15 protein-coding genes are annotated in these 15,410 nt (G+C 63.2%); 10 read left to right on the top strand and 5 right to left on the bottom strand.

Annotated features, from left to right (window positions below):
• The first annotated feature begins 32 nt into the window (after nucleotides 1-32).
• From U5A58_RS16830 to U5A58_RS16795, 8 genes are all read left to right on the top strand, one after another.
• Nucleotides 33-458: a DUF4399 domain-containing protein gene (locus tag U5A58_RS16830; RefSeq protein ID WP_028204268.1), complete on the top strand. Its 426-nt coding sequence runs from the start codon at nucleotides 33-35 to the stop codon at nucleotides 456-458.
• A gap of 325 nt (nucleotides 459-783) precedes the next feature.
• Entirely contained in the window at nucleotides 784-1,062 is a 279-nt protein-coding gene (locus U5A58_RS16825) for a hypothetical protein (RefSeq protein WP_321962284.1), read from the top strand.
• A 172-nt stretch (nucleotides 1,063-1,234) separates the two neighbouring features.
• On the top strand, nucleotides 1,235-2,659 hold the full coding sequence (locus tag U5A58_RS16820) for an efflux transporter outer membrane subunit (RefSeq protein WP_415774239.1): 1,425 nt from the start codon (nucleotides 1,235-1,237) through the stop codon (nucleotides 2,657-2,659).
• Nucleotides 2,660-2,836: 177 nt separating this feature from the next.
• Nucleotides 2,837-4,699 (top strand): FHA domain-containing protein, encoded by a 1,863-nt coding sequence (locus U5A58_RS16815; protein ID WP_321962283.1) that lies wholly within the window; start codon nucleotides 2,837-2,839, stop codon nucleotides 4,697-4,699.
• A 22-nt stretch (nucleotides 4,700-4,721) separates the two neighbouring features.
• On the top strand, nucleotides 4,722-6,107 hold the full coding sequence (locus U5A58_RS16810) for an HlyD family efflux transporter periplasmic adaptor subunit (RefSeq protein WP_321962366.1): 1,386 nt from the start codon (nucleotides 4,722-4,724) through the stop codon (nucleotides 6,105-6,107).
• Between the two features lie 48 nt (nucleotides 6,108-6,155).
• The gene (locus U5A58_RS16805; RefSeq protein WP_321962282.1) at nucleotides 6,156-6,908 is read left to right on the top strand and encodes a peptidylprolyl isomerase; all 753 of its coding nucleotides are present in this window, start codon (nucleotides 6,156-6,158) and stop codon (nucleotides 6,906-6,908) included.
• A gap of 18 nt (nucleotides 6,909-6,926) precedes the next feature.
• On the top strand, nucleotides 6,927-9,998 hold the full coding sequence (locus U5A58_RS16800; RefSeq protein WP_321962281.1) for a peptidase domain-containing ABC transporter: 3,072 nt from the start codon (nucleotides 6,927-6,929) through the stop codon (nucleotides 9,996-9,998).
• Nucleotides 9,995-11,314, top strand: coding sequence for a sigma-54 dependent transcriptional regulator (locus tag U5A58_RS16795; protein ID WP_321962280.1), 1,320 nt, complete (start codon nucleotides 9,995-9,997; stop codon nucleotides 11,312-11,314). The genes U5A58_RS16800 and U5A58_RS16795 overlap by 4 nt, the downstream gene beginning before the upstream one ends.
• A 620-nt stretch (nucleotides 11,315-11,934) precedes the next feature.
• On the opposite strand, the gene U5A58_RS16790 is transcribed toward U5A58_RS16795, so the two are convergent.
• Entirely contained in the window at nucleotides 11,935-12,654 is a 720-nt protein-coding gene (locus tag U5A58_RS16790) for a PP2C family protein-serine/threonine phosphatase (RefSeq protein WP_321911854.1), read from the bottom strand.
• A gap of 68 nt (nucleotides 12,655-12,722) precedes the next feature.
• Complete coding sequence (locus U5A58_RS16785; protein WP_321962279.1) at nucleotides 12,723-13,016, bottom strand: hypothetical protein; 294 nt, start codon at nucleotides 13,014-13,016, stop codon at nucleotides 12,723-12,725.
• A gap of 477 nt (nucleotides 13,017-13,493) precedes the next feature.
• On the opposite strand from U5A58_RS16785, the gene U5A58_RS16780 reads away from it, so the two are divergent.
• Together U5A58_RS16780 and U5A58_RS16775 are read left to right on the top strand one after the other, a co-directional pair.
• The gene (locus U5A58_RS16780) at nucleotides 13,494-13,958 is read left to right on the top strand and encodes a lecithin retinol acyltransferase family protein (RefSeq protein ID WP_321962278.1); all 465 of its coding nucleotides are present in this window, start codon (nucleotides 13,494-13,496) and stop codon (nucleotides 13,956-13,958) included.
• A gap of 58 nt (nucleotides 13,959-14,016) precedes the next feature.
• Entirely contained in the window at nucleotides 14,017-14,259 is a 243-nt protein-coding gene (locus U5A58_RS16775; protein ID WP_321962277.1) for a hypothetical protein, read from the top strand.
• A gap of 2 nt (nucleotides 14,260-14,261) precedes the next feature.
• Here the strand turns inward: U5A58_RS16775 and U5A58_RS16770 are convergent, their stop codons facing one another.
• The 3 genes from U5A58_RS16770 to U5A58_RS16760 form a co-directional block, all read right to left on the bottom strand.
• Nucleotides 14,262-14,477: a hypothetical protein gene (locus tag U5A58_RS16770; protein WP_321962276.1), complete on the bottom strand. Its 216-nt coding sequence runs from the start codon at nucleotides 14,475-14,477 to the stop codon at nucleotides 14,262-14,264.
• 131 nt (nucleotides 14,478-14,608) lie between these two features.
• Entirely contained in the window at nucleotides 14,609-14,881 is a 273-nt protein-coding gene (locus tag U5A58_RS16765) for a hypothetical protein (RefSeq protein WP_321934781.1), read from the bottom strand.
• Between the two features lie 96 nt (nucleotides 14,882-14,977).
• Nucleotides 14,978-15,253 (bottom strand): hypothetical protein, encoded by a 276-nt coding sequence (locus tag U5A58_RS16760; RefSeq protein WP_233887843.1) that lies wholly within the window; start codon nucleotides 15,251-15,253, stop codon nucleotides 14,978-14,980.
• Nucleotides 15,254-15,410: the final 157 nt, after the last annotated feature.

The following is a 15,410-nucleotide window of genomic DNA, read 5'->3' as shown; positions in this document are numbered from 1 at the left end:
GCCGCAGCGCAAAAGAAGCGGGAGTGCATGCCATGAACAGGTTCCTCGTTTTTGCTGCCAGCCTCGTGCTGCTCGCGGGCGGTGCGGCGCATGCAGGCACGACGCCGGCCGACCCGAACGCGCACGTCTATATAGGCTGGCCCAACGACGGCCAGGTGATGCCGGCCGGGCGGCCATTTCGCGTGTGGTTCGGCCTGCGCAACATGGGCGTGGCGCCCGCGGAGGTCGAGTTTCCCAACACGGGCCACCACCACTTGCTCGTCGATACGGACTTGCCGCCGATGGATCAGCCCATTCCATCCGATCGCAACCACCTGCACTTCGGCGCCGGCCAGACCGAAACCACGCTTCAGTTGCCGCCGGGCAAACATACGCTGCAGCTGCTGATGGGCGACGCGCACCACGTGCCCCACAACCCGCCTGTGTACTCGAAGAAGATCACCATTTACGTTAAGTGATCCATACGAATCTATCGCACACAAGAAGGTGACGTACGAACGTTTGCGACGCTTTAACGTCACACAGTTCACCCGTGTTCGCAGCATGCCAACATAAGTCGCGCAACGCGTTGGCGCGCACCCATCACACCGCACGCCAGGCGAGCACCAGTCGCTGTGCGTGAGACGCAGGAAATTCCAGAACAATCCTTATGCAGCGGGCGATGCGCCGCCGTGCGCCCGCTCGCGCGCGCACCTGGCACGCCTCATGCCTTGTTGGACCCGAGCCCGCAACCTTGCAGCTCAAAACCCCAACATCGTTGCATTCCTTTTCTGGAGAACTGCCATGAGCAAGCTGATGATTGCAGACCTGAGCGTCGCACATGAACTCGACAGCCGTGAAATGAGCGCCGTGCACGGCGGTGGCCTGAGCTTTGGCCCGCTGCCCATCTACTATCCGAGCATGCCGAGCGTGAAGGTCAGCAGCACCAACTTCACCGCTGAGCAAGTGATCGGTCAGACCAACAGCATCGTGAGCAACACGGGCAACGAAGTGGCGTTCGCGACGGGCATCGCCTCGTCGACCAACCCGATGCAGACGGCGCACAACACGATCAACTTCTGATCGTGCTGCCAGCCGTGGAGGCTTACCGGCCTCCACGGCGCCGCCCACCACCGCATTCGTTGCACACCGCGCTTATCGCCACACTCGTCGCCGCCTTCCGCTTAAGGAGTCGATCGTGAACACACTGCTCTCGCCGTCCGCCGCAAACGTATCAGGCGGCGCGTCGCGTTGGCTGACCCGTTTCGTCGGAGCGGCCGGGTTGTGTGCCGTGGCGCTGTGCGGCTGCACGGATCTGAGTACGCCTGCGTATCGGCGTCCCGACATGCCTGAGAAGGACGCCTGGGCGCATACGAACCGCACGTTTTCCGCGGCCGATACGGTCAATCCGCAGTGGTGGAAAGAGTTCGACGATCCCTACCTGAATACACTCATCGAGAAGGCGATTGCGGGCAATGTCGATATCCGGGTGCTGGCGGCGCGCATTGGCGTGGCCGGCGCGCAGATCGGGGAAGTGCAGGCCGGTGCACTGCCCACGGTCGACGCGGGCGCGGGGATCGACTATGAGAAGAGCACGGGGCTAGCGCTCTCGAAGACCTACAACGTCGCCACTCAGGTGAATTGGGACATCGATATCTGGGGCAAAGTTGAGAAAAGCGTGCAGGCCCAAAAGGCCGAGTATCACGCTACCGAAGCGGATTGGCGCGCAGGCTATTTGACGCTCGTTGCGAGTGTGGCGAGCACTTATTTCCAGATCCTGCAGTTCGACGACCAGATCCGCGACGAGGAAGACACGCTCAGAAGGAACAAGCAGATCCTCACCATTTACCAGCAGATGTACGCAAACGGTCTGGCGCCCAAAACCGAAGTGCTGCGTCAAGGCGCCGAAGTCAACGGCGTGGCGAACGAACTGCTGGAACTGCACCGCGAGCGCGATACCGCCGAAAACGCGCTTTGCACGCTGGTCGGCGTGCCCGCGGGCGAGTTCAAAATGCCGGCGGGCCAGTTGCGCGAGCGCGTGAAGCTGCCGAACGTGCCCATGGGCCTGCCCGCGCAGTTGCTGGGGCGCCGCCCCGATGTGGTGGCCGCGCAGTACCGCATTCTCGAATCGTATGATCAAGTCGGTTCCGCCCGGCTCGCGCAACTGCCGACCCTCAGCCTCACGGGCCGTGCCGGTACGGCTGCGTTCTCGCTTTCCGATCTCTTCAAGGTGTTCACGCTGAGCTTCATGCCGAGCATCAACTTCCCGATGTTCGACCCGGGCGTGCACGCCCACATCAAGACGACCGAAGCCGAGAGCAAGGTTGCCGAGGAGCAGTATCGCCAGGTCGTGTTCACGGCGTTCGAAGAAGTCGAGAACGCGCTCGTGAATCTCGACGCGCATAAAAAGCAACGCGTCGAGTTGCTGCAGCAAAACGAGCGTCTGCGCACCGTCGCGGCGCAGGTCGAGGCGCAGCTCAAAGAAGGGCTCGTATCGCAGCTCGAAGTATTGGAGTCCGAACGTTCGCTTGCTTCCGCGGAACAGTCGCTTCTGGCCAACCATGAGCAGATTCTGGCCGACACTGTCACCCTCTATAAGGCGATCGGCGGCGGCTGGCCCAACGTCGATGTGGCCAACGTGGCCTCGAATTCCGCTGTGTCGGCAGCGCCGGTCAAGTGAGCGCGCTCGTGACGGCGGGCAACGCCAGTTGTTTGACTCCAGCCAACAGTCGCCTACACTTTTCTAACACCCCGATCGCCATGTGCAAGGCGCGCGGCTTCTCACGGAGAGTCAGTGCGCACGCGGCGCTTGCGCCACGCGCGGCCTGGCTGACAATTGCTGATCGCTGGCGGAATCATGGTGCCTGACGCCGCTTCCCTTGCCGAGAACCAGACATCGCTCGAGCGGACGTTCGATATCGTGCTGCGGCCGATATCGCATGCGGAGCTGGGCGAGATCCGTATCGACAAAGATCTGTTCGCAGTTGGGCGGACACAGCCGCCTTTTGCCGAGGCGCGGCCCGAGGTCGTCGTGGATGTCTCGCGCCGTCATGCGCGCATCTTTCGCGAGGGCGCGTCGGCCTACGTGGCCGACCTGGGCAGCAAGAACGGAACGGCGGTCAACGGGATCGAAGTCACCCAGAAGCCCCACGTGCTCAACGACGGCGACGAGCTCAGCTTCGCCGGCGCGCTCGCGTTTCGCGTAAGTTTCGCGCCGCGTGCGGCGCGCGCGGCCGTACGCGCAACGGTGGTGACGCTCACGCCAGAGCGCGCCGATCTTGGCTTGCAGCAGATCGTCGTCACCAGTTTTCCGTTCCTGGTCAGCAAGGCCGACGAGACGTTCTCGCAGTACCACGACGCCTATCCGCACCAGGTAAATTATTTGTCGCGACGTCACGCGCACATCTATGCCGAGGACGACGCGATGTATGTCGAAGACCTCGGCAGCACCAACGGCACGTTCCTCGACGGACAGCGGCTCGACGACCACGCAGTCAGGCTCGAAGACGGCCAGCGCATCGCATTCGGCGGCGAGCACTTCGTCTACCGCGTAAGCCTCGAAAGCACGAGTGCGAGCGACGCCACCGTGACGGCGACGCGCGAGCGCCGCGCCAGCGTGCTGGCGGAAGACGCCGACCGCACGACCTTTATTGGCAGCGCGCACTCGTTTCTCGACATCTTCTGCACGCCCCCCGCGCCCGCACAGGACGACGAGATCAATCCCGATGCGCCTCAGCAAGCGCCGGAACCCGGCCATGACGCGAAACGCCGGCGCGGCCGCATTGAGGTCTTCCTCAGCGAGTTGAGCGAAGCACTAGGCGGCAGTGGCAAGATCAACATGGGCGCGTTCGTGCGGTGGGGCGGCGGCGGGCTCGCCGTGATCGTCGCGCTCGTTGCGCTCACGTATTTCCAGGGCGCCCCGCAGCGCGACATGCAGGCCCTGCTCACGAGCGGCCAGTTCGAAAGCGCGGCGCGCGTGGCCGACCAATACCTCACGCGCCACCCGAACGACACCACGTGGCGCGCGATGGGGACAGAAGCGCTCATCAAGGCCAACGTACCCGACTGGGTTGCCGCGATCAACGCGCGTGCGTTTGATCGCGCGCGCGCCATCGTCGAAGACATGCGCACGCTCGCGCGCCACAATCCGGACGCCGCGCCGCTCGTGGAAAACATCGACTGGATCGGCGCGCTTCAGTCGTTCGTGCAGGGGCGGGGAGGCCCGCAAGCACCGATTCGCATCTACCGCGACGAGGCGCCGATCCACACGTTGACGAGCCGCTGGAACGACGACCCAGGCGAGCATCAGCGTGCATTCGACCGAATCTCGGCCTACGTGCCGGCGTTTGCCACCGTGTACGCAGACTCGCTCAGCCACTTGCGCAAGCTGCAGAGCGACGACTCGGTCTATGTGGCTGCGCTCGATCGCATCCACGAGGCGATCGACAGCGCGCTGGCGAGCGACCGCTTCGACGCGCTCAATACGATGCTGAGCGACTATGCGCAGCGCTATCCGCGCCTTGCGGGGCTCGACGCCGTGCGCGCCGACATGGAGCAGTATCAGCAGATCGATAGCGAGGCGCATGCGGGCCATGTGCAAGCCGTGCACGACCGTCTGGCTGCCGCCCACTTCTCCACGCCGCCGTTCGCAGCCCACGCGGGCGCGCTCGAAAAGCTTGCGCTAGCGGGAGGGCACGGTGAATCCGTCCCTGCTCATTGAGCGCCTGCGCAAGGCGTTCGGCGTGTACGGTTCGCATGCCGCGCCCGAACCGCCGCGACCGCTTGGCGAGGCGTTGGGCGACCATAGCGAGGAGGGCGTGGCGATTCTCACCGCGCGGCCGTGGCGTCTCATTGAAGCCACGATCATCACGATGGTCGCGCTTGTGGTGTGCGCGCTCTTATGGTCGTTTGTCGGGCGCGCCGATGTGATCGTCAGCGCACAAGGCGCGCTTGCTCCGGAGTCCGAAGTGCGCCGTATCTATGCACCCGTGGACGGCGAGCTCGTAGATATCTATATCGCCGAAGGGCAGCCCGTGGAGAAGGACGACGTGATCGGACGCATCAACGCGCGCGGAGCGATTCAGGCGGCGACCAACGCGCTCGATGCGCGCTTGAAGCTCGACGACGCGGAACGCGACTGGAAGGAGTTCCCCGAGAAAAAGGCGCTGATGGAGCGCAAGGCCGAGGCGCTCAAGGCGCAGATGGACGTTGAAGAGCATATGCATCAAACGCGCGTTGCGGAGGGCACGAGCAAGCTCCAGCAGGCCGAGAACGCCCAGCTCGACGAGGCGCGCGGCAATATCGACAACGCGCGCCACGTGCGCGACCTCGCGAAGGAAGACGAGAACAAGTACGAGCGCCTGTTCGCGCTGCCGGGCGGCGGCGGCGTGTCGCAAAGCCAGGTCGAGGAAAAGCGCAGCGCGTTCGTTCAGGCGGACAATAATTACCGCATCGCGCAAGCGCGGCTCACCGAATTGCAGGCGCAAACGAGCCACGAGTTCGCGCAGGCGAAGGCGCAACTCGAAGGCAGCGCCGGGCAGCTCACGTCGCTGCGCATCGAATACGACGCGACCGAGCGTGAGATCGCCAATACCGAGGACAAGCTGCGCCTGCAGGTGCAAACCGCGCGCCTTGCCGCCGACGCCGCGGCGCGCATCCGCTTCGAGAACATCGACAAGGACAACTTCCTGCTCGTGCTCGCGCCGGTCTCGGGTGTGATTACGGACGTGACGACGACGCAGCCCGGCGACAAGATCCAGGCGAACACGCCGCTCGGGGGCATTGCGCCGGCCAATGCGCGCCCGGTCGTGAAGGTCGCGATACCGGAGCAGGACCGCGCGTTCCTGCGCGAGGGCTTGCCGGTCAAGCTGAAGTTCAACGCGTTTCCGTATCAGCGCTATGGCGTGGTGGACGGCACGCTCGAATATATTTCGCCGACCACGAAGCCGCAGGCGCAGACCAAGGAGCCGGTGTACGAAGGGCGCGTGCGGCTTGCGCGCGACCATTTTTCGATTGGCGGCGCGACGTATCCGCTGCGCTACGGCATGACGGCGACCGCCGAAATCGTGGTGCGCGAGCGGCGCCTGATCGATTTCGCGCTGGATCCGTTCCGGCAAATTGCGGGTTGAAGGCGCCAACCCGCCCAGAATTCGGGTATCAGAACTCAGGGGAAAGCAATGACGACAATCGTACGGATCGACGATGAAGCGATCGGCACGGAAGATTTCATTCGCGTGCTGAAACTCACGGGGCAGTTCGAAAGCCTGGTCGAACAGCAGGTGCGCGACCGGCTTACGGTCATCGCCGCGAAGAAAATGGGCGTGCAGGTCGGGCCCGACGAAATCCAGCAGCGCGCCGACCAGTTTCGCCGCGTGCGGGGGCTGCACCGCGCGGCGGACATGAACCGCTACCTCGATGTGTTCGGTATCAGCCTCGACGAATTCGAGCACTTCATTACCGACACGCTCTACCAGGAGAAGACATTTAACCTCATCTGCAACGAAGAGGCGGTCGAAAGCTATTTCAAGCTCAATTCGCCGAAATTCGACAGCATCGAAGTGAGCCACATCGTGGTGGACTCGGAAGGCAAGGCGCGTGAAATCATGTCGATTCTCGAGGACGAGCCGCAGGCATTCGGCGAAATGGCGCGCGAGCATTCGATCGCGGACACGAGCGAGCGCGGCGGCGTGATCGGCAAGGTGCTGCGCGGGTCCCTGAAAACGGACATCGAGGCCAAGGTGTTCAATGCGCAGGTCGGCGACCTGCTCGGGCCATTTCCCGCGCCGGATGGCTCGTTCTTCGAGATTTTCTGCGTGACGGCGAAGCATCCGGCGGCGCTCGAAGCGGACGTGGCTTCCGAGGTGCGGCGGCTCTTGCGCGAAGAGTGGCTCGCGGAGCGCGCGCAAGAACATATCATCGACGCGCACTGAGCGCGCAGAGCCAAGCAGATGGACACCCAGGCGCCCGCACCGGCCAGCGCACCTTCGCTGGCGGATTTTCTCGCATCGGTCGAACCGCTTTCGCTCTTTTCGCGCGAAGAACTCGACCGTCTCGCCGCGCAGGTCGAAACGCACTCCTACGCATTCGGCGACACGCTGTGCAAGCGCGGCGAGCCCGCTGCCGGCCTCTATGTGATCCGCTCGGGCTCCGTGCGCCTGATTGCCGAAGAGCGCGGCAAGGAAATGAGCCTCGGCGTGCGCAAGGAACGCGAGGTGTTCGGCGAGATCGCCATGCTGCGCGACTACTGGCACGAAGTGTCGGTGCGCGCCTCGGCAAAAACCGAGGTGCTGTGCATCCCGCGCGCCGCGCTCGAGCCGTTGCTCGCCGCGAATCCGGCCGCGCAGTCGTTCGTGACGAGCTATGTGGCGATCAGCTCGGCAGGCGGCTTCGTCACGCGGCTTTTCGACCTGCGCGGCAAGCTTTCGCGCGCCGAACTGGAAGAATATGTGTCGAGCGTGGGCGTCAAGCGCGTGAGCGCCGGCAAGGAGATCATCCATCAAGGCGCGGGTGGCGACATGCGCCTGTATGTCGTGCGTCAGGGCGAGGTCAGCATCGCGCGCGAGGAAGAAGGCACCGTCTATCAGATCGCGAAAATCGGCGCGGGTGAGATCTTCGGTGAACGCGCCTGCCTGCTTCGCCAGGATCAGCCCGCGAGCGTCACGGCGCTCACCGATGTACGGTTGCTGGTGATTCCCGAAAAGACCGTGCACTTCATGCTGGAGCGCAACCCCAAGTTGCGCGAGGTGCTGGAAGAGCGCGTGCGCTTCAACGAGCGCGAATTGCAGCGGCAAAAGAAGCTCGCGGAGCGCCGCAGCCGGCCGGTTGCTGTGGACAGCGGCGCCGACGCGAAATTCAGCGAGCGCGTGATCAAGCGCTTCGTGCTGGTCGAGCAGGCCGAGGAGATGGACTGCGGCGCGGCGTGCCTCGCGATGATCTGCCGACACTACGGCATTCCCATGACGCTCGGCAAGCTGCGCGACCTCGCGAACGTGACGACGCAGGGTGCGACGCTCGAGAGTCTCGCACGCACCGGCGAGGCGCTTGGCTTCACCACGCGCGGCGTGCAGTGCACATACGAAGCGCTGCAAGGCTTCGAGCTGCCCTTTATCGCGCACTGGGAGGGTTATCACTATATCGTCGTGTACGGCGTGTCGAAGCAGTGGGTGAGGGTGGCCGACCCGGCGCTCGGCTTTCGCAAGCTGAGCGTCGAAGCTTTCGAGCGCGGCTGGAACGGCACGTGCCTGTTGTTCACCGCTGGCGACACGACCGGTGCGCAGGCGGCGACGCGCTCGCCGTGGGTGCGTTTCATCGGTTACTTGCTGCCGTACCGGAAAATACTCGCTCACCTCTTTCTCGCGACCTTCGTGATCCAGTTGCTGGGCGTCGTGCCGCCGCTCATCATCCAGACCATTCTCGACAGCGTGATCGTCCATCAGAACGTGAGCCTGCTGCATCTCCTGATCGTGGGGCTCATTATTTCGCACGTATTCACGCAGCTCATGACGACGATACGCGCGCATCTGTCGAATTTCATGGTGCGCAGTCTCGACTTCGCGATGATGTCGCAGTTCTTCAAGCACACGATGTCGCTGCCGTTCTCGTTCTTCGCGCGCCGTAAAACGGGCGATATCTTTGCGCGCTTTCAGGAGAACCAGACGATACGGGCGTTCCTCACCGAATCGACGGTGACCACGGCGCTCAATTTGCTGATGATCTTCATCTACTTCACGATCATGTTTCTCTACAACGTGAAGCTGACGCTGCTGCTCATCGCGTTCGTGATTCCCATCATGGCGCTCACGGCCATTGCCACGCCGCGCATTAAACGCTATGCGCGCGACGTCTTTGCAGCGTCCACGGATTCGCGCTCCATGCTCATGGAAACGCTCGGCGGCGTTGAAACCGTGAAGGGCATGGGCATAGAAAGAGCGGTGCGCCTGAAGTGGGAGCGCAAGTACGCGAAGTCACTCGAAGTGCAGTACCGCGCGCAGGCATTCCACATTCTGGTGGGGCTAGGCAGTCAGTTGCTCAACGCGGCGACCACGATTGTGATTCTGTGGGCGGGCGCCACGCTCGTGCTCGATCAGGAGTTGAGCATCGGGCAGCTCATCGCGTTCAACGCGTTCATGGGCAGCGTGCTTGCGCCGCTCATGGGTCTGGTCGGGTTGTGGAGCCTCATGAACGATGCGGCGGTCGCGATGGAGCGGCTAGGCGACGTGCTCGACATCGAACCCGAGCAGAAGCCGGCTGACCTCGGCTCGCGCGTGCTGCTGCCGGACCTGCAGGGCGATATTGAATTCGACGGCGTGTATTTCCGCTATGGCGGCAACGAAACGCCTTACGTGCTGGAGAACATCAGCTTTTCGGTCGCACGCGGCCAGATGGTGGCGATCGTGGGGCGCAGCGGCTCCGGCAAGACGACGCTCGCCAAGCTGCTGGTGGGCTTCTACGCACCGACCGAAGGCAAGATCAACGTGGACGGCTACGACATGAGCGCGATCGATCATGCGTACTTTCGCGCCCAGGTGGGCTACGTGATGCAGACGAACCTCGTCTTTTCCGGCACGATTGCCGAGAACATCGCCTGCGGGGATGCAACGCCGGACTGGCGGCGCATGGAGGAAGTGGCGCGCATGGCCGACGCGCACGCGTTCATCAGCAAATTGCCGCTTGGCTACGAGCAGGTGGTGGGCGAGCGCGGCATGGGCCTTTCGGGCGGGCAGATCCAGCGCCTTTGCATTGCGCGTGCGCTTTATCACGACCCGCGCCTGCTCGTGTTCGACGAAGCGACCTCGTCGCTCGACACGCAGTCGGAAAGCAACATTCTCTCGAACATGCACGACATCCTGGAGGGTCGCACGGCGCTCATCATCGCGCACCGGCTGAGCACCATCATGCGGGCGGACAAGATTCTCGTGCTCTACGAAGGCGCTATCGTGGAGCAGGGGCGGCATGAAGAGCTTGTCGAGCGCAAGGGCATGTATTACCAGCTTGTTCAAAAGCAGCTGGGGGCATCATGAAACTCTTCGACCCGCATGGATTCGGCAGCTCCGTGGTGTCTTATGCGGGGCTGCTCGAAAAGATCGAAATCCTGCGCTCCACGCTGCGCTGGGCGCCGCGGCTCGAGCGTACCGATATCGAAAAGCTTTTGAACCAGTCGAACGCGCTGCGCGACGAAGTCATGCAACTCTCGCGCAAGGAGCGCTTTGTCGAAGCGGCGGCCGAGGCGCCCGAGGCGCTCGATGCGCTGGAAAGGCCGGATGCGCTCGCGCCTTCCGCGCACCGTCGGCGCGAGGCGCTCATCGAGCGCAGCTTCATATTCGAAGGCATATTCGGCGACAACGCAAAGCTGCTGGCCGCGCTGGAGATTGCGGAAAAGGCGGCGCCTACCGACCTGCCCGTGTTGATCGACGGCGAGAGCGGTACGGGCAAGGAGCTGATGGCGAAGGTGATCCACGCCAACGGAGCGCGTGCCGACCGCCCGTATATCTCAGTCAACTGTGGCGCGATACCTGAGAATCTGCTCGAGTCGGAGTTGTTTGGGCATCGCAGAGGCGCGTTCACGGGCGCATCGAGCGATCGCAAAGGGAAATTCGAAAGCGCGCATACGGGGACGATCTTTCTGGACGAGATTGGTGAGTTGCCGCTGCAGGGGCAGGTGAAACTGCTGCGCGTGCTCGAATCGCACGAAATCCAGCGGGTGGGTTCCGATGAGCCCATTGGCGTGGACACGCGCATTGTTGCTGCGACCAACCGCAACCTGCGAGAGCTTGCCGCGCAAGGGCAGTTTCGCGAGGATCTCTTTTACCGGTTGAGCGTGATTCATGTCACGCTGCCTGCGCTGCGCGAACGCAACGATGAAATTCCGCTGCTCATTGCTTACTTTGGCGACGAGGCTGCCGGGCAGCTTAAGCGCCGGCCTGTGAAGCTCACGCCCAAGTTGCGGGACTTTCTGCTGACTTATGCCTATCCGGGGAATATTCGCGAGTTGCGTAATCTCGTGTATCGGTTGTCGTGTCTGGCTGGCGATACGGCCGATATCGAGCACTTGCCCGATGATATTCGGCCTAAGCCTGCGGCGCTCGCGTTACGTGCGGCGGAAGCCGAGGCGGCTGGCGCGCCGCTTTCGCTTAGCGATGCGAAGCGTGCCGCGAGTGATGAGGCTGAGCGCGCGTTTCTCGAGCGCGGATTGCAGGAGACTGGTGGTACGGTGGCCGAGCTTGCTCGGCGCTGTGATATGAACCGGTCGCATTTGCAGATGCTGCTGAAGAAGCATGGTATTCATTCGAAAGATTTTCGGCATGCCGAGAAGGTGAATCACGGGAAGGAGTCTTGAGGTTGTGTTTGTTGTTGTTTCTGGTTTGTTTGGCCTGTTTGGCCTTTCCTTGTGGTCGTGGCGGTATGCCAGGGTTGCCCCTGTGCGGGGCGGCACCTACTTTTCTTTGCAGCGGCAAAGAAAAGTAGGCAAAAGAAAGCCGCTCAAACCGCCAGCGCCTGCCACAGTTCACATCGCACCACCCCAGGTGAATGGCTCCGGAGCGTCTGTCACCTCGCACCACTGAACTGAGTGACAAGGCGCTCATCCTTCCGGTGGCGCTGCGCGCCCCGAAGGGCATAGCCCAAAACCATTGGGGCGCGTGAGTTCCCGCAAAGCTGACTCGTACCCTTGGTTTCCCTTGCAGACCCGGCCGCTGCGCGCGTAGCGAGCTGCGGGATGAATGAGCCCTTTGTCACTAACGGGAATGGTGCGAGGTGACAGACGCTCCGGAGCCATTAACCCTTGGTGGCGCGATGTGAACGGTGGCAGGCATTGGCGGTTTGAGCGGCTTTCTTTTGCCTACTTTTCTTTGCCGCTGCAAAGAAAAGTAGGTGCCGCCCCGCACAGGGGCAACGCATGCACACCGACACGACCACAAGGAAAGGCCAAAGAAACCAGAAACAACAACACCCACGCGCTCAGCGCCCCACAGCAGGATTCACGAGCGTGCGATCCGACCCAACCGGATCCTCCACCCTCACGACGACCGCGCTGATGTTATCGCGCCCGCCGGCCTGCAAGGCCATCTCCACGAGCATTTCAGTTGCCTGCTGGCAGTCGCCGCCCTCGAGCGCACGCACCAGCTCAGGGCCCTGAACTTCATTGCTCAGCCCGTCGCTGCATAGCAAAAAGAGGTCTCCGTCGCGCACGACGATGCGGCCTTCGTCCAGATCGAGCCAGTCTGCCGCACCGACGGCCCGTGTTATCAGATGCTGCGATGGATGGTGGCGCGCCGCTTCGGCGCTCAAATGCCCCTGCGCCTGAAGCTCCGCCACGTAACTATGGTCAGTCGTGAGCGGTTCGAGCTGCGCATCGCGGTACAGATAGATGCGGCTGTCGCCCGCCCATAGCCAGCCGAATTCGCGCCCCCGCGCCATCAGCACGGCAACCGTGCTGCCGATCATGCGAACCGCGCGCCGCGCCGCCTCTTCGCGCAGTTGGTGGTTCACCGTCTGCAGCGTGCCGCGCGCGGTGGCCATGAAGCTCGTGAGCGTGTTGGGGACTGCCAGGCCGCCGAGCGAACGCACGATCATGCCGCTGGCAAAGTCTCCGGCCGTGTGCCCGCCCATGCCGTCGGCCACCGCCCAAAGCCCCTTCTGGGGCAGATCGAGACATGCATCTTCGTTGAGCGCCCGCACACGTCCTACGTCTGTGCGCGATGCCGAGCTCCATAACAATGCGCCTGCCACGATCGAGCCTCCATAGGCTACGCGACGAGTCCGTTATTCTTGCCGTTCTGGCCCACGCCTACCGTCACGTTCGAATTGGACGCGGAATTGGTCACGTCGAGCGTCTGGTACTGATTGATGACCTGATTCGCGTAGAACGTATTGTTGGTCTGGTACAGATTGATGATCGATCCGAGCGGGGAGGGCTGCGCGGGCTCGTAGGGCTGGATCCAGCCGAACACCCACGGTGCGCCTGCACCCCGGATGAACGACATGGCCTTGCGGTCGAGATCGCATTGCAGGTGAAGGTCGGTGATGGCGAGCGAGGTCATGACAAGTCTCCGTCAAGATGATGGCCGCAGGCACGCGGCGTTCCGGCCATACCTCGCAAGCAGCATGCCATTTTTTGGCGAAACGCGGCGCTCGCGCGCCCAGGTCCGCTGAAGCTTGTCCCATATGACGTTGCGCTCGCGCGGCGCGTATTGCGCGCGCCGTTGCCTTGTCGGTTTGCGGGGCAATGGTCGTGCGTGTGCCAACACGCAGGTTGTCCGTTGTCATCAGGACACCGACACATAAGCAATCGCTCCTCGTGAGCCAATCGGGCGGCAAGCTGATGGTTCGGCGCCGACACAATCGATGCGCTCAAGTTGGTGTGTTGCCGACACACCGGGGCACTCGTCACGCACGCCTTCCCGCCAGGCCTGATAGAACCGTGATCGCTCGCCTGGCATGCCTGATGCAGGATAGTTGGCAACCGGCAGACCGTTGAACAGCGCGGAAAGCCAGCAACCAGCCAGACGGATGCAGCCATGAGCCCCGAACTTCAAACGACGTCGCACACCGAGGAACCGCCGCTCGGCGCGCATCTCGTGTCGCGCCGCGCGGGCTACACGCACCACGGCATCTACGTCGGCGCTGGGCGCGTTGTCCACTACGCCGGATTGTGCGTATCGCTGCGTCGCGGTCCGATCGAAGAGGTCTCGCTCGAGCGTTTCGCGGCGGGCTGCGAAGTCGCCATCGTCGCGCATCCGTGCGCGGCCTTCGTGGGCCGTGAAGCCGTGGCGCGTGCGCGCTCGCGTTTGGGCGAAGACCGCTACCGCCTGCTCAGCAACAACTGCGAACACTTCTGCACCTGGTGCGTGGACGGCAAGGGCCGCAGCGAACAGGTCCGCACCTGCATTGCCCATCCGCTTGCCGGCTTGCGCGTGGTTCGCGCACTGGTTCACGCACGCCGCCTGCAAGCCCACGGCACGTACGCCGCGCAGGCGGCGTGAACACCATTTCCCGCCGACGCCGAAACGCCGCGCCTCGTCACTTGCTTCGGAGACCATCATGAATTCCGCCGACACCTCGCTGCGCACCCTCGTCGACAAGTGGCTCGCACCCAGTGCGCGTGTGCCGGCCCGCGTAGTGCGCTTTAGCCGCACACAGGAGCAACGGCTACGCTATGTCTGCGTAGAAGCGGCGCACCCTGCGCGCACGATTGCAATCTTCTTCTTCCGTCACGACGATGGCACGTGGTGCGTATTTCCGCCTGCCAGCACGCGTCCGGCCATGTCCGCGCACCCTGCGTGATTTCAACGCAGCAATGTGGGGCGCGGCCGCGCCGTGGCGACGATTGTCTGCGCACGCTGCGCGGGTGAGCCCTCGATCTCCACACGCACGCCGATGAACGGTCGTGGCACGAGTAGCGTGCGCTGCGAGGCGGCGCGCGCGCCGCCCATGATCGCGGCCATTGCCTGCCTGTCCAGTTCCACGCTTTCCGGAAGGTCCTTGATGACGATAGTGCTCATGGTCCGCTCCACGAGATCGGATTGGGTTTGATGGGTTTCGTTTGAGTATAGGCCGTGGTGCGCGGCGCACGCACGTAAACAAGCAGGCGGCGCCTCGCGGCGCCGTCTGCATTTTCGCTTCGCGGCAACGGTCAAAACAGCACGCCGGTGCTCGCGTATTGCGCGGGATTGACCTTCAGATTCAGCGGCCCGAAACCCGCACCGATGTAACCGATGTTGTTGAGCGCAGCAACGTCGACCACCTGAACCTGCGAGATGTTCTGCACGATGTTGGGCGACACGTTGATATTGGCGATCGGGCCATAGCTGCCGAACGCGCTGTTGCCGCCGCCGCGTACGGCTGTCATGGCGCGGCGGTCGAGTTCCGTGCCGGGTGCCAGCTCGCGGATAACGAGAGAAGTCATGATGAGCCTCCAGTTGACGATGAGTGGGGCGGATGCATCCAGGCGGGCGCGACACACGAAGTGCAGCAGGGTGGGGTCGCGCCGCTGCCAGGACGATCAGAAGTTGATCGTGTTGTGCGCGTTCTGCACCGGGTTGACAGTCGCGTGGATGTTCGACGCGAAGGCGACGTCGTTGCCCACGTTGTTCACGATGCTGTTCGTCTGACCGATGACCTGTTCAGCGGTGAAGTTGGTCGAGTCATACTTGAACGTCGGCATCGACGGGTAGTAACCGGGCCAGAGGCTCAGGCCGCCACCGCCGCGCACGGCGCTCATTTCGCTGCGGTCGAGTTCTTGCGCGACGCTCAGGTCGGCGATCATCAGCTTGCTCATGATAGTTCTCCAGAAGGGCTAAACAGGGTAGTTGGCGATTGAGCTGCAGTATCTTGCGGGCTCGCTCCTCTTAATGCACAGGCTGTGCCAGCGACGTCGCCGCCAACGCATTTGCTGCTCAACCCCTTGTGTGGCGGGGCTCGGCGCCCGGCTGCCG

The organism is Paraburkholderia sp. J7 (assembly GCF_905220155.1).
In the GTDB taxonomy this organism is placed as follows: domain Bacteria; phylum Pseudomonadota; class Gammaproteobacteria; order Burkholderiales; family Burkholderiaceae; genus Paraburkholderia.
Note: the sequence above shows the minus strand (reverse complement) of the source record. Positions and strands in the feature narration are given on the sequence as shown.